This is a genomic window from Allobosea sp. 2RAB26, assembly GCF_052115465.1.
Classification (GTDB): Bacteria; Pseudomonadota; Alphaproteobacteria; order Rhizobiales; family Beijerinckiaceae; genus Allobosea.
The window spans coordinates 293076-311951 of sequence record NZ_JBFRGS010000009.1 but is presented as its reverse complement, the minus strand read 5'-3'; the positions used below and the strand labels follow the sequence as shown (position 1 = coordinate 311951).

Below are 18876 nucleotides of genomic sequence, written 5' to 3'. Positions count from 1 at the left end.
CCTCAGGCTCCGCGCGCCTGACCGCGGTCGAGCGGTGCGGCGAGGCTCGCCGTCACGGGGATCGCCGTGCCCGCGAGATCGATCGCCCAGTTGCGCGCGTCGAGCCAGGCCTGATCGATCGGCTCATGGCTTTGGGCCCAGCCGAGTGCGACGATTCCGTCGAGGGTTGCGCCGAATGCCGCGGAGGTGATCTCGCCGACCGGCCTGCCATCGGCCAGGATCGCCTCGCCGCCCCAGGCCATCTGACCATTCGGACGGGGGCCGACAAGCGCGACCAGCCGCTTGGTGCGCGGCGCCGCGCGGGCAATGGTGAGGGCGTCGCGGCCGATGAAATCGCCCTTGTTCAGCTTCACCGCGAAGCCGAGGCCAGCCTCGTAGGGATTGACGTCCGGCGTCAGCTCGCGTCCCCAGGCGCGGAAGCCCTTCTCGATGCGCAGCGAGTCGACCGCGTAGTATCCGACATCGACGAGACCGAGATCGGCTCCGGCCTCGTGCAGCAGATCGTAGATCGCGGCTGCGAATTCCGCGGGCACGTAGAGTTCGAAGCCCTCCCCCAGATAGGAGCGGCGGCAAGCCCAGGTCGTGGCATAGCCGATGGTGATCTGCCGGATCGCGTTGGCGGGGAAATCAACGGGATCGAAGGAGACGGGCGAGACGCGAGCGAGGATCTCGACGACCTTCGGGCCGGCCAGCGAGAGCACGGCATAGGCCGATGTCACGTCCGTCAGCGTCGCTCCCTCCGGAAGCTGGCGCCTGATCCAGTGCGCGTCGCGCGTCGCCTGGGCGGTGCCGGTCAGGAGCAGGTAGGTGTCGGGCGCAATGCGGGCGGCCGTGAGGTCGCTTTCGAAGGTGCCGCGCGCGTTGAGCAAGGCCGTGTAGACCGAGCTGCCCACCGGAACCGCGACATCATTGGCGGAGAGGCGCTGCAAGGCCGCTTCGGCCTGCGGACCCTGCAGCAGGAATTTGGCGAAGCTGCTCATGTCCACGAGCCCCGCCGTCTCGCGGCAGGCTCGATGCTCCGCAGCGACCGTTTCGAACCAGTTCTGCTGCCCGAAGGAATAGCGGATCCTGCGCTCATCCTCGGTGCGGGCGAAATAATTCGCGCGTTCCCACCCCATCTTGGAGCCGAAGACAGCCTGTTTGGCGGCCAGGCGCTCATAGAGCGGCGAGCGGCGGAAGGGCCTTGCGGTATCGAGTTCGCGGTTCGGCCAGGGCATGGCGTAGTGAAGGCCAAGCGTCTCCTTGATGCGATCCTTCAGCCAGGCCGGATTGTTGTTGAAGCTCGCGAAGCGGCGAATGTCGACGGGCCAGAGATCGCTCGTGGCCTCGCCCGCGACGATCCATTCGGCCAGCGCGCTGCCGGCGCCGCCGGCAGAGGCGATCCCCATCGAGTTGAAGCCGGCGCCGACATAGACACCCGCCACTTCCGGAGCCTCGCCCAGAAGGAAATTGTTGTCCGGCGTGAAGCTCTCGGGACCGTTGAGGAAGGTCTTGATCTCGGCCGTCTCCAGGGCCGGCACGCGCTGCAGCGCGTTTTCCATCAGGATGGCGAACTGGTCCCAGTCATCGGGCAGGAGCTGGAACTCGAACGGATAGGGGATGCCGTCCATGCCCCAGGGTTTTGCGTCGGGCTCGAAGCCGCCCATCACCAGGCCGCCGACCTCCTCCTTGTAGTAGGTGTAGCCATCGGGATCGCGCATCACCGGCAGGTCCGGCGTCACGCCCGCGATCTTGCCGGTGACGATGTACATGTGCTCGGCCGAATGCAGCGGCACGGACACGCCGCACATCTGCCCGACCGCGCGTGACCATTGTCCCGCGCAGATCACCAGGACCTCGCATTCGACCCGGCCCTGATCGGTCTGCACCGCCCTCACCCGGCCCTTCTCAGTCTCGACGCCGGTGACGCGGATCCCCTCGCGCACGATTGCGCCACGGCTACGGGCGCCGCGCGCCAGCGCCTGGGTGATGTCGGACGGGTTCGCCTTGCCGTCGCCGGGGAGCCAGACGCCGCCGACGAGATCGTCGGTGCGCATCACCGGCCATTTCTCGCCAGCCTCCTTCGGGCTCAGCTCCTCGATCTCCACCCCTTGAGCGCGCGCCGCCGAAATGGTCCGGCGCAGCTGCGTCATGCGTTCGGGCGTGCGAGCGACCGAAACCGAGCCGCAGCGCTTCCAGCCGGTGGCGAGCTCGGTCTCCTGCTCCAGCGACGCGTAAAGCTCGGTGGAATAGCGGATCAGGCGCGTCATGCTCGACTGGCTGCGCAGCTGCCCGACCAGGCCGGCCGCGTGCCAGGTGGTGCCCGAGGACAGGCGCCCCTGCTCGAGCAGGAGCACATCGCGCCAGCCGAGCTTGGTCAGATGATAGGCGACGGAACAGCCGACGATACCGCCGCCGATGATGACGACGCGAGATTGGGTGGGAATGGACATGAGCGCCTCCGCGATGGAGACAGCCTAGCAGGCAAAATCCACAAAACAACAAAAAACCACAAAACGGGCAAAATCAGGAAACGAGCAGGCGCACTCCGTTCCTGGTCAGGTTCGCCGCGATCGGCTCCGGCGGAAGCCGGTCGACCAGCAGTCCCGCGCAGGTTTCGTCGCCGCCGATCCGGCTGGGAAGGACAAGGCCGAACTTGCTGCTGTCGGCCATCAGGAAGCCTTGCTCCGCCGCGTTCAGGAGAGCGCTTCGGATGGCCGCTCCGGCGCGCGTGTAGTCGGTCAGCCGCCCTTCCGTGTCGACGCCGCCGACGCTGACGAAGGAGACATCCGCCGAAAGGCGCCCGATCGCCCGCAGGGCCTCCGTGCCCGAGGTCGCATCCTCGTTGGGGTCGAATTCGCCACCGATCAGGAAGACGCGGGCGCCCGGCAGCCGGCTGGCCAGCCGCGCATTCTCGAGCGACGTGGTATGCACGACCAGCCGCTTCCGGTCCGACCGCGCCAGCGCGCGCACCACGGCCTCGGTCGTGGTGCCGGAATCGAGCAGAATGGTCATGCCGTCGCCCAGCATGGAGGCGGCGAGCGTGGCGATCAGGTCCTTGCCTGTGCGGTTCACGGTCCGGCGGCTGGCGAAGGAGGCTTCCGAACGTTCGGCCCGGATCGCTCCGCCATGAACGACAGCGAGCAGCCCCTCGGCCGACAAGGCCTTGAGGTCGCGCCGGATCGTCTCGCGGGAGACGTCGAGCGACAGGGCCAGTTCCTCGACGCTGATCGATTCCTGTCTTTCGAGACTGTCGAGGATGATGCGATGCCGTCGCGCAGCGATGTCGCGGGTCATGGAAACGGAGCCAAAAATCCTGGTCGGCGGAAGAAGCCGTCCCAATCTGCCACATGTCGTCGATTCGCGCTTGGCAATCGAACGGGGATGGAAAAACATGACAGGCACCAACGGAATCGAGTGCCGCCAAGCTATAGCGCCGATAGATGGCCAACGGCCATAGATCATTTAGATTATAAAAATCGACATAAACTTACATAATCGAACAATCACCTCCACATACACTGAATATAACCCGCATTATTCAAAAACCCCATTCACCGTCTGAGAGATAGAACTCGAGCACGGCCGCAATCATCTCACTTGACTTCGCGGCCGTGACCTTTCACGTACATCTCATGCGTATCGATTCCCCTACTCTTCTCTTCGAGCGGGTGTGCCCCATCACGGGGGACTGAACCCGACCCGGCTGCGTCGCGGCCCGGTCCGGGCAGAGGCTGGCAGTCCCGCGTACCGCGGGTTGCGCAGGTCACACAGAGCGGCAACCCATTCAGACCTTCCTCTCATGACTGCCTGCAACTCGCTGGTGGCAAACATGATTTGCGCATTGAAACGACCAGTCACCGTGCTTCCGGCCAGCCATTATGTGCGGCTGCAAGAGCTGGCGCATTTGCTCGGCGAGCAAATTCATCCGCTCGCGTCCGCGCTTTTGCGCAAGCTGGACCGCGCCGCGTGGCGTGAGGCGGACGATATGCCGGAGCAAACGGTCCTGCTGGATGGTTTCGTCACCTATCGTGTCGGGGGCACGGGGCAGCCCGAACGCCGACGCTTGATCGATCCCGCAGACGGAATGTGGCCGCCCGCTGAGTTATCGGTGATCACGCCTCTGGGCATCACAGTGCTTGGGCTTTCGGTGGGCGATCGGGCCCCGATGATCGGGGCCGACGTTCGCGCGCCGCCATGGGTCGACGTCTTGGCGGTCGACCCTGTGACGACGTCGGGGATCGTCCGAGGGCTGCCCCCTCGAATGCGCGCACGATCCACTCGTCGTTGGCGGATCAGCCTCGATGGCCTAAGAACGGACGACGCCTCCCAGGCAAAGGAGAATGATGGAACTTTCCCCGCTACTGCTGATCCTCATTCTGCCTTTCGTAGCCAGCCTGGCGGTGGTCCTGTCCCCGGGGGCCTCCCGCGAACCGGTGACCTGGATCACCGGTCTCACCTTGCTGGCCTGCCTCATCGTGACCTTGTCGCTCTACCCATCCGTGAGCGGCGGAGATGCCCTCCGGCATCAGATCGACTGGATCCCGTCTCTCGGACTGAACTTCACGCTGAGGATGGATGGCTTCGCCTGGATCTTCGCGGCTCTCGTCAGCGGTATCGGCCTCCTGGTCGTCATGTACGCCCGGTATTACATGTCCGCCGACGATCCGGTCCGGCGCTTCTATCTGTTCTTTCTGGCATTCACGGGCTCGATGCTGGGCGTGGTCCTTTCGGGCAACCTGGTGCTTCTGGTCGTGTTCTGGGAACTGACCAGCATCTTTTCCTTCCTGCTGATCGGCTACTGGCAGCAGAGCCAGGCAGCGCGCGACGGCGCCCGCATGGCCATGACGGTCACGGGCATGGGGGGCCTCGCCCTGCTGGGTGGCGTCCTGATCGTCGGTCATATCGTCGGCAGTTATGACCTCGACGACGTCCTCCGATCGGGCGACCTCATCCGTTCGCACACTCTATACGTCCCGGCGCTTCTGCTGATCCTCCTCGGCACGCTGACGAAAAGCGCGCAGTTTCCCTTTCATTTCTGGCTGCCCAACGCCATGGCGGCGCCGACGCCCGTATCGGCGTTCCTGCATTCGGCCACCATGGTCAAGGCCGGGGTCTTCCTCATGGCGCGGCTGTGGCCGGTGCTCTCCGGTACGCCGGAATGGTTCATGATCCTGGGCATCGCGGGAATGACGTCGTTCGTGCTCGGCGCTTACCTCGCCATGTTCCAGAACGACCTGAAGGGACTTCTCGCCTACTCCACGATCAGCCATCTGGGCCTGATCACGCTGCTGCTCAGCCTCGGCAGCCCGCTCGCCGCCGGCGCGGCCATCTTCCACATGCTCAACCACGCGACGTTCAAGGCATCGCTGTTCATGGCGGCCGGCATCATCGACCACGAGACCGGCACGCGCGATATGAGGCGGATCTCCGGACTGTTCCGGTACATGCCGATCACCGGCACGCTGGCCATGGTGGCCTGCGCCGCCATGGCTGGCGTACCGCTGCTGAACGGCTTCCTGTCGAAGGAGATGTTCTTCGCCGAAGCCGTGGAGACCCACGCCGATTCCTGGCTGGACACCGCCGCCCCCTACGCCGCCGTGCTCGGCAGCGCCCTGGCCGTGACCTATTCCCTACGGCTGATCCATTCGATCTTCCTGGGAGCGCCGCCCGAGAGCTTTCCCCGCGAACCCCACGAGCCGCCGTTCTGGATGCGGTTCCCGGTCATGTTCCTGGTCGTCGCCTGCCTCGTCGTCGGGATCTTCCCGGCCTACACCATCGGCCCGTTCCTGCATGTCGCGGTGTCGTCCGTGCTCGGCGGCGCCGCGCCGGAATACAGCCTGGCTCTGTGGCACGGCTTCAATCTTCCCCTGGCGATGAGCATCGTCGCGCTGGTCGCTGGCGTGCTTTTGTATCGCGTCGCCGGCGCTTACCTCGAACGTTGCGAGCGTCCCCCCCTTTTTGGTCGGATTCAGGGACAGCGCATCTTCGAGCGGGTCATGGTCGCGATTTCGTGGCGATGGGCGCATCTGTTCGAGGGCGCGTTCGGCACCAATCGTCTTCAGCCCCAGATGCGCCTGCTGGTGGCGGTGGCCGTCGCCGCAGGGACCGTCCCGCTGCTCGCTTCAGGCCTCTCCTTCGGTCCTTCCGGCAATGGGACGACGGATTTCGCCTTCACCGGCCTTTGGTCCGTCGGCATGATCTGCGCCGTCGCTGCCGCCTATCAGGCCAAGTTCCATCGGCTCGCAGCCCTTGCCTTGCTCGGCGGGACAGGGCTCGTGACCTGCCTGACCTTCGTCTGGCTTTCTGCGCCGGACCTTGCGGCCACCCAGCTCGTCGTCGAGATCGTGACCACGGTGCTCATCCTGCTCGGTCTGCGGTGGCTGCCCAAGCGCTCGCAGGACGTGCCCGAACCGAGGGGCTGGCAACCGCGCCTGCGCCGCTTCCGGGACCTTGCCATCGCCGTCGTCGCAGGCCTGGGCATGACGGCGATCTCCTACGCGGTGATGACGCGGACGCCGCCGGACTCGATCGCGAAATTCTTCGTCGAGAAGGCCTATAGCGAAGGCGGCGGCCTGAATGTCGTCAACGTCATTCTCGTCGATTTCCGCGGCTTCGACACGCTTGGCGAGATCACGGTCCTCGCCGTCGTGGCACTGACCGTCTTCGCGCTGCTCCGGCGTTTCCGCCCCGCACCGGACAGCATCGAGAGGCCCGAGCAGCAGCGCATCCAGCGCTCCAATGACGAGGCTGAGCCGGACACGGAGGTCGGAGCGACCAAGGCGGAATATCTCTACGTGCCGTCCGTCATCATGCAGTGGATGTTCCCGGTCGTGATCGTACTGGCCGCCTATCTCTTCCTGCGCGGTCATGACGCTCCGGGAGGAGGCTTCGCCGCAGGCGTCGCGATGGCGGCGGGCTTCATCCTGCAATACATGGCGGCGGGGACAATCTGGGTCGAGGACAGGCTGCGCATCCTTCCCGTTGCCTGGATCGGCGGCGGTCTCCTGCTTGCGGCGTCCACCGGAGCGGCCTCGATGCTCCTGGGCGATTCCTTCCTCACCTCGTATTTCCGGTATCTGGAGCTGCCGATCGTCGGGAAGGTCCCTCTGGCGAGCGCGACCCTGTTCGATCTCGGCGTGTTCGGCGTCGTGGTCGGGGCGACGGTCCTGATGCTGATCGCTATCGCCCATCAATCCATCCGCCGCCTGCGCGCGGCCCGTCTCGAAGAGGAGCGCCAGCGATGGAACTGACGCTTGCGATCGCCATAGGTGTGCTCACCGGATCGGGAGTCTGGCTGGTCCTGCGTCCGCGCACGTATCAGCTCGTCATCGGCCTTTCGCTCCTCTCTTATGCGGTGAACCTTTTCATCTTCAGCATGGGCCGTTTGCGGGTCGCTGCAGCGCCCGTGCTGGGGCCCGGCGGTGCAGGCAATCCGGCGGATCTGGCCGACCCGGTTCCGCAGGCGCTCGTGCTCACGGCGATCGTGATCAGCTTTGCGACGACCGCCCTCCTCCTCGTGGTGCTGCTCGTCGCCCGCGGGCTGACCCGCAACGATCACGTCGACGGGCGAGAGCCGAACTGATGGACTGGACGAGACACCTTCTCATCGTCCCGATCCTGCTCCCGTTGATCACGGGGGCGGCTCTCCTGCTGATCGACGAGCTGCGCCACACACTGAAGGCGTGTCTCAGCATTGCGTCGGGCGTGCTGCTCCTGGTGACCGCGATCGTTCTGATGCGACTGGCGGACGGGGTTGCCGACGGAGGCGGCGCCCTCTCCTCATCCTATGCCCTCGCCAACTGGCCGGCGCCGTTCGCCATCGTGCTCGTGCTCGATCGGCTGTCGGCGCTGATGCTCGCCCTCGTATCCACGTTGGCGGTCGCCGCGCTTGTCTTCTCGACGGCGCGCTGGCACCGGGCCGGCCCGCATTTCCACACGCTCTTCCAGTTCATGCTCATGGGGCTCGCAGGCGCGTTCCTCACGGGCGACCTCTTCAATCTTTTCGTCTTCTTCGAGGTCACGCTGGCGGCGTCCTACGGCCTGCTGCTGCACGGATCGGGCGCGTTCCGGGTACGAGCCGGCCTCCATTATATCGCGATCAACCTGGCCGCTTCGCTTCTCTTCCTCATCGGCGTCAGCCTGATCTATGGGACCGCCGGAACGCTGAACATGGCAGACCTCGCCGTCCGCCTCCCGGGACTGTCCGCAGAGGACCGGGCGCTCCTTCACACAGGCGCCGCGATCCTTGGCATCGCGTTCCTGGTCAAGGCCGGCATGTGGCCGCTCTGCTTCTGGCTGCCTTCCGCCTATATGGCGGCGGCCGCCCCCGTTGCCGCGATCTTCGTCGTGCTCACCAAGGTCGGCACCTATGTGCTTCTGCGCCTCTCCCTGCTGCTTTTTGCCCCCGAGGCCGGGGGCACGGCGGGCTTCGGCGGGACGGTGCTGCTCTGGGGCGGGATGGCGACGATCCTCTTCGCGACATCCGGGGTGCTTTCGTCCCAGGCGCTGGGCCGGCTCGCGGGCTTCAGCGTTCTGATCTCCTCGGGGACTCTGCTCGCGGCCGTCGGCATCGGCAACACTGCGGTCGTGTCGGGCGCCTTGTTCTACCTCGTCAGTTCGAGCCTCAGCGTCGCTGCCTTTTTCCTGCTGATCGAGCTGGTCGAGCGGACACGTGAACCAGCGGCAGACGTGCTGTCGGTCACCATGGAGGCGTATGGCGACGAGACGGACGAGAGCGAGGAGCACGAGGATCAGGAGGTCGGCGTGACCGTACCGGGGGCGCTCGCCATCCTCAGCGTCTCGTTTGGATGCGTCGCGCTCCTGCTCGCGGGCTTGCCGCCGCTATCGGGGTTCATCGCCAAGTTCGCGATGCTGACGGGCATGTTGAATCCGGACGGACTCGGCTCTCTCGCCGAGATCCCGGGGCGCATTTGGCTGCTGGTTGCGCTGATCATCCTGTCGGGCCTTGCGACCCTTGTGGCCATGATGCGCAGCGGCGTCCGGATCTTCTGGGCGCCCCTCGAGGAACTCGTTCCGCGCGTGGTCATGGTTGAGGTCGCGCCGATCGTCGCACTGCTGGCGCTCTGCACGGTCCTGGCCGTGTGGGGCGGTCCGATGCTCAGTTACACGGAGGCTGCGGCCCGTTCCCTTCACGCCCCGTCGACCTATATCCAGAGCGTGCTGGGAACGGGTCATCCGCCGGGCGGTGCGCAATGAACCGCCTTCTCCCCTATCCGCTGCTGACCGCGGCGCTGCTGCTGATGTGGCTCCTGCTGACCTCTTTCTCGACCGGGCAATTCCTCGTCGGGGCGGCCGTCGCGATCGGGGCCTCCCTTGCGATGGCGGCGCTCCATCCATCCAAGCCCCGGCTGAGGCGATGGCAGCTTCTTCCGAAGCTTCTGGGCATCGTCACGCTGGATATCCTGCAGTCGAACATCGCCGTCGCCGGCATCATCATCCGCGGAGATCGTCGCGATCGTGTCGCGGGCTTCGTCGCCATACCGCTCGACCTGCGCGACAGGACGGCGCTGGCAGTGCTGGCATGCATCGTTACCAGCACGCCGGGGACGGCCTGGGTCGAATATGCCCCCGAATCCGGCGTGCTCCTGCTCCATGTCCTCGACCTCGCCGACGAGGCCGAGTGGATCGCCGTGATCAAGAACCGCTATGAGGCGCTGCTTATGGACATTTTCGAATGACGGCCGCGATCCTCCTGTGGTCGGTGACGGCCGCCCAGGCCATGCTCGTCGTCGCCATGGGGTGCTACGCCTACAGGGTCATCCGGGGGCCGCGAGCGCAGGACCGGGTCCTCTGCCTGGACGCCATGTATGTTACCGCCATGCTCCTGGTGCTGACGATCGGCATCCGCTCGGGAAGCGCGATCTATTTCGAGGCGGCCCTGATCATCGCAGTACTGGGTTTCGTATCGAGCATCGCGCTCGCCAAATTCCTTATGCGCGGCGAGGTGATCGAATGACCCACGCCGAGAACCTCCCCGCCTGGGCGGCCCTGGTGACGGCCTTCCTCGTCTTTCTCGGTTCCGGGCTGACACTCCTCGGAGCCATCGGAACATTGCGCTTTCGCAGGTTCTTCGAGCGGGTTCATGCACCCACGCTGGGCACGAGTTGGGGGACGGGTGCGATCGGGCTCGCGTCCATTGTCTGCTTCTCGGTGCTGGGTTCCCGGCCGGTGGTGCATGAACTCCTGATCGGCGTTTTCATGATCGTCACGACGCCGGTCACCCTCATGCTGCTCGCCCGCGCGGCCCTCTATCGCGACCGAACGGAGGGAAACGGAGAGGCGCCTCCGCGCTCGCTCCTGCGCCGCACGCACGGTGGATAGGCGCTGCGTCGCAACCTGGAGCCGGCAGCCGGCGCAGCCCTCGATGCAGCGAAACACTATCGGCGAGAGCCCGGCGCGACGCGAAAGATCGCTGCGGTGGCGTCGTCGCTCACCAGCAGAGCGCCGTCCGGAGCGACTTCTGCATGGTCGCCCCATGCCGTACATGCCAGTTCAGCGGGTGTTGCCTCAGCGCTCCTGCAGCTTCGGATTGAGCGCGTCGCTCAGGCCCTCGCCGACGAGATTGATGCAGAGCACCGTCAGCAGGATGGCCATGCCGGGGATCGCCGACATCCACCACGCCGTCCGCAGCATGGTCCGGCCGATGCCGATCATATAGCCCCAGGAGACGACGTTCGGGTCCGAGAGCCCGAGGAAGGACAGGCCGGATTCCGTCAGGATGGCCGTCGCCACGAGCAGGGACGAGACGACGATGACCGGTGGCAGGGCGTTGGGCAGGATATGCCGCGCCGCGATGCGGAAATCGGACATCCCCATGGAGCGGCAGGCCTGGACGTATTCCCGGTCGCGATGGGCCATGAATTCGGCCCGTGCCAGCCGCGCGACCGGCGGCCAGGACACGATCGCGATCGCGCTCATCACGCTGATCAGCGAGGGCCGGAAGATCGCGATGATCACGACCGCCAGGACGAAGGAGGGAATCGTCAGGAAGAAATCGGTGAGCCGCATCAGCAGGATGTCGCTCCCCCGGCCGCAATAGCCGGCGGCCGCCCCGACGACGACACCCAGGATCGTCGCGCACAGGCTCGCCGCCACCCCGATCAGCAGCGAGACCCGGCCGCCATGCAGCAGGCCGGCGAGGATATCCCGGCCGGTGACGTCGGTGCCGAGCGGAAAGCGCGCGGAGGGCGTCTGCGCCGGTCGCCCGATCATGTCGAAGGGATCGACCGTGTAGACCATCGGGCCGAATATCGCCGCGAGCACGATCGCCAGCAGCAGGACGAGGCCGACAACCGCGCCCCGGTTGCGGCGGAAACGCCGCCAGAAATGCAAGCTCCGCTTCATCGCGCCAGGATCCTCGGGTCGATAAGGCCATAAACGAGGTCGACGAGCAGGTTGCAGAGCACGACCAGGATCGACGAGATGAACAGGATGCCGAGCAGCAGGTTCAGGTCGCGCTGCAGCAGGCCGTCGAACAGCAGGCGCCCGAGGCCCGGCCAGCCGAACACGGTCTCGACCAGGATCGAACCGCCGAGCATATGGCCGATCTGGACACCGCCCAGCGTCACAACCGGCATCAGCGCGTTGCGGGCTGCATGCGTCAGGCTGATACGTCCCTCCGACAGGCCCTTGGCGCGGGCCGTGGTGATGAAATCGGATGAATAGACCTCGAGCATCGAGGCCCGCATCAGCCGGGCATAGACCGCGGCATAGAAGAGCCCGAGCGTCAGCGCCGGCAGCACGAGGTGGCGGGCGATGTCGAGCGCGCGGGCCAGCGGCCCCATCTGCGCGCCGATCGTCATCATGCCGCCCGAAGGCAGCACGCCCAGCGTCACCGAAAACAGCACGATCAGCATCAGGCCGAGCCAGAACTGCGGCATCGCATAGCATAGCAGCGCCAGCACCGAGACGATCGTGTCGACCCATTTGCGGTGCCGCATCGCCGCGACGACGCCACAGAGCACGCCGACCACGATGGCAATCCCGATCGCCGTCAGCATCAGCAGGAGCGTCGCCGGCATGCGGTCTGCGATCAGGTCCAGCACCGGCCGCTGCTGGACGTTGGAGACGCCGAGATCGAAGGTCAGCAGCTTGCCGAGATAGATGAAGAACTGCTGGTAGAGCGGCCGGTCGATGCCGAACGAGCGCCGGAGTTCGTCGACGAACTCCTTCGATGCACCGCCGGACTGCGCGCCGATGATCTCGGCCGCGTCGCCGGGCGCGAGGTGGAGCAGCGCGAAGTTCAGCACCGCGATGCCCAGCACGCTCGGAACCACCTGGAGCAGGCGAACGGACACGAAACCGAGTGACAGGGAGGACATCAGGCCGTTTCCCGGAACGAGGAGGTGATGACGGGGCGCGAGCGCATCAGCGTTCCCATCAGTCCTTGGAGACCCCGTCCCAGGATGAATACATCGAGATGCCGTTGGTGATCAGACCCTTCACCTTGCGGTTCCAGACATGGGTGTAGGACATCTCCATCAGGAAGATCACCGGCAGCTCGTCGTGCAGGATCTGCTGCAGCTCGTCGAACTGCTTCTTCCGGGCAGCCGGATCGATCTCGCGGGCGGCGAGCCCGAAGAGCTGGTCGACCCGCGCATTCCGGTAGCCCATCGAGTTGGTGAAGGTGGCGCCCTTCCTGATGAAGTCGGAATGGAAGGTGCGCTCCACGCCGATCGAGGGATCGGAATAGTTATGCGAGAAGGTGCTGGTGAGATTGAAGCTCCAGTCGGTGTAGACGGCCTTCAGCCAGCCGCCGAGATCGGCGCTCTGGGTCTCGACCGCGATGCCGACCTTGCCGAGCTCCTGGCGGACATATTCGCCGAGCCGGGCCCAGTTCTCGCCATAGGGCAGGAAATGCTGGGTGATCTTGAAGCGGACCCCGTCGGCACCGCGCCGATAGCCGGCCTCGTCGAGAAGCTGGTTGGCCTTGCGCGGGTTGTACTCATAGGGCTTCAGCGCCGTGTTGAAGGCGGAGTTCGTGCTGACGACGGGACCGCGCGCCGGCTTGCCCTGGCCGTACCAGATCACATCGACGATGCGCTCGCGGTCAAGCGCGAGGCTGAGCGCCTGCCTGACCTTGAGATCGGCGAGCGGCTTATCGCGCATGTTGACCTCGAGCCAGAGATTGGGACCGAGCGCCTCGGCTCCGGCCTGCGAGGCCTCCAGCGCCGGGATCTTCTCGAGCCGCTGCACCTCCGCCTCGGGCAGGCTGCTCATCGGGGCGAGATCGACCTCGCCGGTCTCGATGGCGATGGCGCGCGCCGCGCCGTCCGGCATGATCCGCTGCACGACCTGGTCGAGACAGGGGAAGCCCTTGCGCCAGTAGCCTGGATTGCGCTCCAGCGTGATGTGGCTGCCCTTGCGCCATTCCTTGAAGCGGAACGGGCCGGTCCCGACCGGGTTCTGCATGATCGGCGCAGCGCGGACCGCAGCCACCGCCTTCACGTCGACGCCGTCGAAGGCGTGCCTTGGCATGATCGGCGCCTCGCCGGGCTGGAAGACGTTCATGAAGAACGGCACCGGCGCCTTGAGCTTGAACACCACGGTCAGGTCATCGGGCGTCTCGACCGCCTCGACGTCGCCGAAATAGACTTTTCCGCGGGAATGATAGGGGCGGATGATGTCCTCGACGCTGAACTTCACATCCTGCGCCGTGAAGGGCTTGCCGTCATGCCAGGTCACGCCCGGCCGCAGCTTGAACGTATAGGTCTTCTTGTCGTCGGAGATCGTCCAGGATTCGGCGAGGCCCGGCTTCGGCGTCAGGGCCGGGCCCTCATAGGTCAGCAGGCTCTCATAGATCTTGGTCGAGATCAGCGCGACCGGAACGGCCGAGGTGGCGATCGTCGATAGCGAGGTCGGCTCGAGCGAATAGACATAGGTCAGCGTCCCGCCGGTCTTGGGACAGCTCTGTGCCAGCGCAGCGGCGCCGCAAAGAGCGAGCGCCAGCGGCGTTGCTGCGAGGATAGCCGGAAGCCTGCTCATACCCATGTCTGGACATCCCCTTTATGATTGGGCGAACCCTTGCTGGGCCGCCTCCTACCGTTCCGTGCCGCACCACTCCGCGATGAACGCGATCAGGTGTTCGATCGCCGCGAGAAAATCGTCGATCGGAATATGCTCGTCGGGCTTGTGCGCCTGGGCGATGGAGCCCGGCCCGAAGATGATGCTCGGGATTCCGCCCTGGTTCACGAGATGGCGCATGTCGCAACAGAAATGGCCGGGATAGGCCGTGCCGTCTCCCCCCCGTCGCGCCAGCACCTCCCCCATCACACGCGCAACGGGAAGGTCAGCGGGCTGATCCGTGCTGTCGTCATGATGCAGGAATTCGAGCCTGGCGGGATGGCGGCGCAGCCTCTCGTCGGCGGCGTTGGCGCCTGCGATCGCGTCACGGAAACCATCCATGATATCGGTCACGGCACCGAGCGAGGGCGCGAAATAGGCACCGCCCTTGATCACCACCTCCCCGGCCGTAACCGTCTCGTAATGGCCGCCCGCGATCTTGCCCATGGTCAGTGAAAAGGGCGGCTTGGCGCCGGCCGGCGTGCCCTGGTTGTAGCGGCGCTCGAGCCCGAGCAGCGCCTCGATCACCGGCGGCAGCATGTCGACCGCTCCCAGCCCCTCCAGCGTGCCGCCGTTCCAGCGCGCGCCCGGCGAGCGCTGGACCCCGCTCAGCGTGACCTGCCAGTAGAGACCGCCGGGATGGCTGTAGGCGATGGTGTTGCTGGTCGGTTCCAGCACCACGGCCGCATCGGCCGCAGCCCCACGCGTGACGAGGTCGAGCGTGCCGTTGCCGGCATGCTCCTCGTTGACGACGCAGTGCAGCGTGACGTCGCCGTTCAGGCGCGTTCCGGCCTCGCTGAGATAGCGCATCGCCAGCAGCGCGGCCATCAGACCGCCCTTCATGTCGGAGGTGCCGCGGCCATACATCAGGCCGTCAGTGATCTCCGCGCCGAAGGGATCGCGCGTCCATTGCGCCAGGGGCTCGACGGTGACCGTATCGATATGGGCGTTGAGAATAAGCGAGCGCCCGCCGCCCGTGCCCCGCCAGGTGCCGACGACATTGGGCCTGCCATCATAGTTCAGCACCGGCTCGAGGCCGCTGTCGCGCAGGGCCTCGAAGGTCGGGAGCCCGGCATAGGGCAGGATCAGGTCGTGCTGCCAATGCGTCGGATACTGCGCGACATCGGGGAAGGCCTTGAACATCGCCTCGACATCCGGCTCGGCCTGCGTGACGGCAGCCCCGGCGGAAGACAGGATCTCGACCATGCGCCCCTGCGCCGCCCCCTCCTCTCCCGTGAGGCTGCGGATCCGGACGATCTCGGCCAGGGCTGCGACGCTCTGGGCGCGCCGGCTCCTGGCCAGCGCGAGTGCTGCTGCTGCCTGCGAATGTGTTTCTGCGCTGTCCACGATGTTCGCCTCGGGTTGATCCATGAGCCGAACGTCGCAGCGCTAAAACTATTAGACAAATTAGAAGTTTTATATCGATACATAGAGAAATTAATGGGTACGAGTGCGATCACCGATGATCTACACGCAGATCCGGGCCTTCGATGCGGTGGCGCGCGAAGGCAGCTTTTCGCGGGCAGCCGAGGTGCTCGGGCTGACGCAGCCGGCGCTGACGATCCAGGTCAAAGCCCTGGAGGAGCGGCATGGCATCAAGCTGCTGCATCGCGAAGGACGGCGTGTCCGGCTCACCGAGGCGGGCGAGCGGCTCTATTCGCTGTCGCGCCAGCTCGCGAGCCTGGACGAGCTGATCGAGGAAACGCTGGCGGCGTCGCAGGAACTGCAGGATGGCAGCCTGCGGCTGGCTGTGGACGGCCCCCATATCGTGATGGGCCTGTTCGCCCGCTTCATGGCGTTGCATCCGCGGGTCAGGCTCTCGGTCTCGACCGGCAACAGCCGGATGGTGCGGCAGGCGCTGCTCGACCGCCATGTCGATATCGGCATCCTGCCCGCCGTCGCGGACCATCCGCATATCCACGCGATGCCGCTCTGGCATCACCGCGGCGTGGTGATCGTCGCCAACAGCCACCGCTGGGCCGGTCGCCAATCGATCTCGCTGTCCGAGCTGGACGGCGAGGCGATGATCGGTCGCGAAGACGGCTCGATGACGCAGAAGCTCGTGGACGCCGCCTTCGCCCGCGCCAAGGCCAAGCCGCGCTATGTCCTCGAACTGGGCAGCCGCGAGGCCTTGTGCGAGGCGGTGGCGGCCGGCCTCGGCCACGGCATCGTCTGGGAGCTCGAAGCCTATGGCTCCGGACGCTTCACCACCCTGCAGCTCAGCGATGGCGAGGTGGCGAGCACGGATTATGTCGCCTGCCTCAAGAGCGAGCGGATGCGTTCCGTCGTCAAAGCCTTCTTCGACGTCACGGCCAAGCTGCCGGACGACCGCAGCGACATCCGCGCGCTGCGGTCGGGATGAAGCCGCCCGGGTGAAGCGGGTACATTTGCGCGTCAGGCGAAGGCGACGTTCTCGCGCTGCGCGCGGAGCCGTGGATCACGCGAGCGCACCTCGACCGGCCGCCCGTCGAGAACCTCGAAGCAGCGGGCGAGCGTATCCTCCGAGAGGCGCCGCATCGCCTCGACCGTGAAGAAGGTCAGGTGCGGGAAGAGAATGACGTCGTCGCGGCCAAAGAGCGGGCTGAGCACATGCCCGGCCTTGGCCAGCGGTTCCGTCGAATAGACGTCGAGCCCGACGCCGACGAGACGGTCGGCCAGCACGGCCTCGACGAGCGCCGCCTCGTCGATCAGCGCTCCCCTGGAGACGTTGACCAGCACGGCGGAGGGTTTCAGGCAGGCGAGCTCGGCGCGGCCAATCAAGCCGCGCGTCGCCGCGTTCAGCACGCAATGGAGCGAGACGAAATCGCATTGGCGCAGCATCGCATGCAGATCGTCGACCTTCTCGATGCCGGCCTCAGCGAGCGTTGCCCGGTCGACATGGGGATCGTAGCCGAGAACCCGGGCCCGAAAGCCCTGCCCCGCCATCCGGGCCATGCTGCGGCCGATCTTGCCAGCACCGACGAGCCCGAGCGTGGCGCCGGAGATATCGCGGCCGATCCAGCGCTGTTCCGGCCAGATCCAGCCCTCAGTCGCCATGGCGCGGCCGATTTCGGGCAGGCGCTTGGCCAGCGCGATCATCAGGGCGAAGGCGCCCTCCGCGACGGTCTCCTCGGCATATTCAGGAACATTGACGACCGGGATGCCACGCGCGCTTGCGGCGGGGATATCGATCGCATCGATGCCGACGCCGTATTTGACGATGCCCTTGAGCCTGGGCGCAGCCGCGATGACGCGAGCCGTGATCGGCGTGTAGCACATCAGGATCAGCTCGGCGTCGGCGACGGCCTCGATCAGCGCGGCCTCCGGGATGCCATCGGGCAAGGTGACGAGCTCGACGCCGCGGGCTCGCAGGCCGGCGTCGATCTCGGGGCATTCCAGTTCACGGTCCGTGCGGACGGCTTTCATAGCGGACCCTTTCGGTCGGGAAGTCAGAGGCGCCTCAGCCGGCCGCGATCGCGGTCTCGACGATGTCGAGCGCGCGGTCCAGGTCGGCTTGCGGGATCACCAGCGGCGGCGAGAGCGTCAGCACGTTGCCCTGGCTGATCTTGAAGCTCAGCCCGGCTTCGAGGCAGCGATAATAGACCCGTTCGGCGAGCGCGTTGTCGGGCGCCATGTCCGCCTTGTCGGCCACGATCTCGACCCCGAACATCAGCCCGCGCCCGCGCACGTCGCCGACATGGGGCGAGCCCTCGCCGAAGGCGCGCAGGCGCGCCATCGCCAGGCCACCGAGCTCAGCTGCGCGCTCCGGCAGACCCTCCTCGCGGATGATCGCGATCGTGGTCAGCGCCGCGCGCGTCGTCACCGGGTTCTTCTCATGGGTGTAGTGGCCAATCGCGAAATCGCCGGCGACATCGAGGTCGCGCCGCGCGATCGCCGCGGCGATCGGCAGGATGCCGCCGCCCAGCGCCTTGCCGACGACGAGAATGTCCGGCGTCACCCCGTCATGCTCGCTGGTGAAGAAGCGGCCGGTCTTGCCGAGCCCGGTCGGGATCTCGTCGAAGATCAGGAGCGTGCCGTGGCGGTCGCAAGCCTCACGCACCAGTTTCCAGAAGCCGGGCGCCGGCGGGTTCGGGGTCGCCCGCATCGGCTCGGCGACGAGAGCCGCGAAATCGCCCTCCCGGCCGAGCACATAGGAGATCATGCTGGCGCAGGCGCGAGCCGAATCCTCCAGGCTGTTATGGCCATAGGCGCAGTGATGGTTCGCCCAGGGCGCGACATGCTCCGCGCCCGGCAGGAGCGGCCCGGCAATGCCGGAGCGGAAGGTCGCCTCGCCGCCGACGCTCGAGGCGCCGAAGCCCGCACCGTGAAACGCATCCCAGAAGGACAAGGTCTTGAAGCGCCCGGTTGCGGCGCGCGCGAGCCTGAGCGCCACCTCCACCGCATCCGAACCGCCCGTCGTGAACAGCACCTTGCCGAGATCGCCCGGGGCAAGGCGGCCCAGCGTCTCGGCCAGCTCGACCGCGGGCTCGCAGGTGAAGCGGCGCGGCGCGAAGCAGAGATCGTCGATCTGCTGCTTGATCGCAGCCTTCAGGCGGGGATGGCCATAGCCGATATGGTGGACGCTGTTGCCATGGAAATCCATGTAGCGGCGCCCGGCCGTGTCCTGGATCCAGATGCCCTCGGCCTTGGCGATCGCCGTGACGCAGGGGCTCGACAGGCTCTGGTGCAGGAAGGCGTCCGCGTCGCGCTTCAGCAGGCTCTGCGTCGCCTTGTCATCGAGCCGCGCCGACCAGGCGCCGCGCGCCGCCGAGGTGTTCGACTCGCCTTCGGTATGCACGAGCTTGGCGGAAAGACCTGACATATCTGAAACTC

At 66.2% G+C, this 18876-nt stretch carries 15 protein-coding genes; 7 read left to right on the top strand and 8 right to left on the bottom strand.

Translation table 11 applies throughout. From position 1 onward, the window contains the following. Positions 1-2: 2 nt before the first annotated feature. Both AB4118_RS19760 and AB4118_RS19755 read right to left on the bottom strand, forming a co-directional pair. Positions 3-2432: a GcvT family protein gene (locus AB4118_RS19760; RefSeq protein WP_441491352.1), complete on the bottom strand. Its 2430-nt coding sequence runs from the start codon at positions 2430-2432 to the stop codon at positions 3-5. A gap of 73 nt (positions 2433-2505) precedes the next feature. Beyond that, complete coding sequence (locus AB4118_RS19755; RefSeq protein WP_441491351.1) at positions 2506-3276, bottom strand: DeoR/GlpR family DNA-binding transcription regulator; 771 nt, start codon at positions 3274-3276, stop codon at positions 2506-2508. 1049 nt (positions 3277-4325) lie between these two features. Between AB4118_RS19755 and AB4118_RS19750 the strand changes: the two genes are divergently transcribed. The 6 genes from AB4118_RS19750 to mnhG are packed head-to-tail and all read left to right on the top strand — an operon-like array spanning position 4326 to position 10323. Continuing rightward, positions 4326-7232: a monovalent cation/H+ antiporter subunit A gene (locus tag AB4118_RS19750; protein WP_441491371.1), complete on the top strand. Its 2907-nt coding sequence runs from the start codon at positions 4326-4328 to the stop codon at positions 7230-7232. Beyond that, on the top strand, positions 7223-7564 hold the full coding sequence (locus AB4118_RS19745; protein ID WP_441491350.1) for a Na+/H+ antiporter subunit C: 342 nt from the start codon (positions 7223-7225) through the stop codon (positions 7562-7564). Before AB4118_RS19750 ends, AB4118_RS19745 begins: the two co-directional genes overlap by 10 nt. Further along, a complete protein-coding gene (locus AB4118_RS19740; RefSeq protein WP_441491349.1) occupies positions 7564-9198 on the top strand; it encodes a monovalent cation/H+ antiporter subunit D in 1635 nt (544 codons plus the stop codon). The genes AB4118_RS19745 and AB4118_RS19740 overlap by 1 nt, the downstream gene beginning before the upstream one ends. Next, positions 9195-9680: a Na+/H+ antiporter subunit E gene (locus AB4118_RS19735; RefSeq protein WP_441491348.1), complete on the top strand. Its 486-nt coding sequence runs from the start codon at positions 9195-9197 to the stop codon at positions 9678-9680. The genes AB4118_RS19740 and AB4118_RS19735 overlap by 4 nt, the downstream gene beginning before the upstream one ends. Next, positions 9677-9958, top strand: coding sequence for a K+/H+ antiporter subunit F (locus AB4118_RS19730; protein ID WP_441491347.1), 282 nt, complete (start codon positions 9677-9679; stop codon positions 9956-9958). Before AB4118_RS19735 ends, AB4118_RS19730 begins: the two co-directional genes overlap by 4 nt. Beyond that, positions 9955-10323 (top strand): monovalent cation/H(+) antiporter subunit G, encoded by a 369-nt coding sequence (mnhG, locus tag AB4118_RS19725; protein ID WP_441491346.1) that lies wholly within the window; start codon positions 9955-9957, stop codon positions 10321-10323. Before AB4118_RS19730 ends, mnhG begins: the two co-directional genes overlap by 4 nt. Positions 10324-10509: 186 nt before the next feature. On the opposite strand, the gene AB4118_RS19720 is transcribed toward mnhG, so the two are convergent. From AB4118_RS19720 to AB4118_RS19705, 4 genes are read right to left on the bottom strand one after another with little or no spacing between them, the layout of a single operon-like run. Continuing rightward, positions 10510-11346 (bottom strand): ABC transporter permease, encoded by an 837-nt coding sequence (locus tag AB4118_RS19720; protein ID WP_441491345.1) that lies wholly within the window; start codon positions 11344-11346, stop codon positions 10510-10512. Continuing rightward, positions 11343-12323, bottom strand: a complete 981-nt coding sequence (locus AB4118_RS19715) for an ABC transporter permease (RefSeq protein ID WP_441491344.1) — start codon at positions 12321-12323, stop codon at positions 11343-11345. The genes AB4118_RS19720 and AB4118_RS19715 overlap by 4 nt, the downstream gene beginning before the upstream one ends. A 58-nt stretch (positions 12324-12381) precedes the next feature. Continuing rightward, on the bottom strand, positions 12382-13992 hold the full coding sequence (locus tag AB4118_RS19710) for an ABC transporter substrate-binding protein (protein WP_441491343.1): 1611 nt from the start codon (positions 13990-13992) through the stop codon (positions 12382-12384). Positions 13993-14040: 48 nt separating this feature from the next. Continuing rightward, a complete protein-coding gene (locus AB4118_RS19705; protein WP_441491342.1) occupies positions 14041-15411 on the bottom strand; it encodes a M20/M25/M40 family metallo-hydrolase in 1371 nt (456 codons plus the stop codon). Positions 15412-15526: 115 nt separating this feature from the next. On the opposite strand from AB4118_RS19705, the gene AB4118_RS19700 reads away from it, so the two are divergent. Continuing rightward, positions 15527-16426 carry a LysR substrate-binding domain-containing protein gene (locus AB4118_RS19700; protein ID WP_441491341.1) on the top strand — a complete coding sequence of 300 codons (900 nt, stop codon included), beginning with the start codon at positions 15527-15529 and terminating at the stop codon, positions 16424-16426. A gap of 32 nt (positions 16427-16458) precedes the next feature. Here the strand turns inward: AB4118_RS19700 and AB4118_RS19695 are convergent, their stop codons facing one another. Next, a complete protein-coding gene (locus AB4118_RS19695; protein ID WP_441491340.1) occupies positions 16459-17469 on the bottom strand; it encodes a 2-hydroxyacid dehydrogenase in 1011 nt (336 codons plus the stop codon). Between the two features lie 34 nt (positions 17470-17503). Continuing rightward, entirely contained in the window at positions 17504-18865 is a 1362-nt protein-coding gene (pbfA, locus tag AB4118_RS19690; RefSeq protein WP_441491339.1) for a (R)-1-hydroxy-2-aminoethylphosphonate ammonia-lyase, read from the bottom strand. Positions 18866-18876: the final 11 nt, after the last annotated feature.

Excerpts from the sequence above, each read along its gene's own strand:
- AB4118_RS19760 (WP_441491352.1), bottom strand. The coding sequence starts at position 2,432 with ATGTCCATTCCCACCCAATCTCGCGTCGTCATCATCGGCGGCGGTATC.
- AB4118_RS19755 (WP_441491351.1), bottom strand. The coding sequence starts at position 3,276 with ATGACCCGCGACATCGCTGCGCGACGGCATCGCATCATCCTCGACAGT.
- AB4118_RS19750 (WP_441491371.1), top strand. The coding sequence starts at position 4,326 with ATGGAACTTTCCCCGCTACTGCTGATCCTCATTCTGCCTTTCGTAGCC.
- AB4118_RS19745 (WP_441491350.1), top strand. The coding sequence starts at position 7,223 with ATGGAACTGACGCTTGCGATCGCCATAGGTGTGCTCACCGGATCGGGA.
- AB4118_RS19740 (WP_441491349.1), top strand. The coding sequence starts at position 7,564 with ATGGACTGGACGAGACACCTTCTCATCGTCCCGATCCTGCTCCCGTTG.
- AB4118_RS19735 (WP_441491348.1), top strand. The coding sequence starts at position 9,195 with ATGAACCGCCTTCTCCCCTATCCGCTGCTGACCGCGGCGCTGCTGCTG.
- AB4118_RS19730 (WP_441491347.1), top strand. The coding sequence starts at position 9,677 with ATGACGGCCGCGATCCTCCTGTGGTCGGTGACGGCCGCCCAGGCCATG.
- mnhG (WP_441491346.1), top strand. The coding sequence starts at position 9,955 with ATGACCCACGCCGAGAACCTCCCCGCCTGGGCGGCCCTGGTGACGGCC.
- AB4118_RS19720 (WP_441491345.1), bottom strand. The coding sequence starts at position 11,346 with ATGAAGCGGAGCTTGCATTTCTGGCGGCGTTTCCGCCGCAACCGGGGC.
- AB4118_RS19715 (WP_441491344.1), bottom strand. The coding sequence starts at position 12,323 with ATGTCCTCCCTGTCACTCGGTTTCGTGTCCGTTCGCCTGCTCCAGGTG.
- AB4118_RS19710 (WP_441491343.1), bottom strand. The coding sequence starts at position 13,992 with ATGGGTATGAGCAGGCTTCCGGCTATCCTCGCAGCAACGCCGCTGGCG.
- AB4118_RS19700 (WP_441491341.1), top strand. The coding sequence starts at position 15,527 with ATGATCTACACGCAGATCCGGGCCTTCGATGCGGTGGCGCGCGAAGGC.
- AB4118_RS19695 (WP_441491340.1), bottom strand. The coding sequence starts at position 17,469 with ATGAAAGCCGTCCGCACGGACCGTGAACTGGAATGCCCCGAGATCGAC.
- pbfA (WP_441491339.1), bottom strand. The coding sequence starts at position 18,865 with ATGTCAGGTCTTTCCGCCAAGCTCGTGCATACCGAAGGCGAGTCGAAC.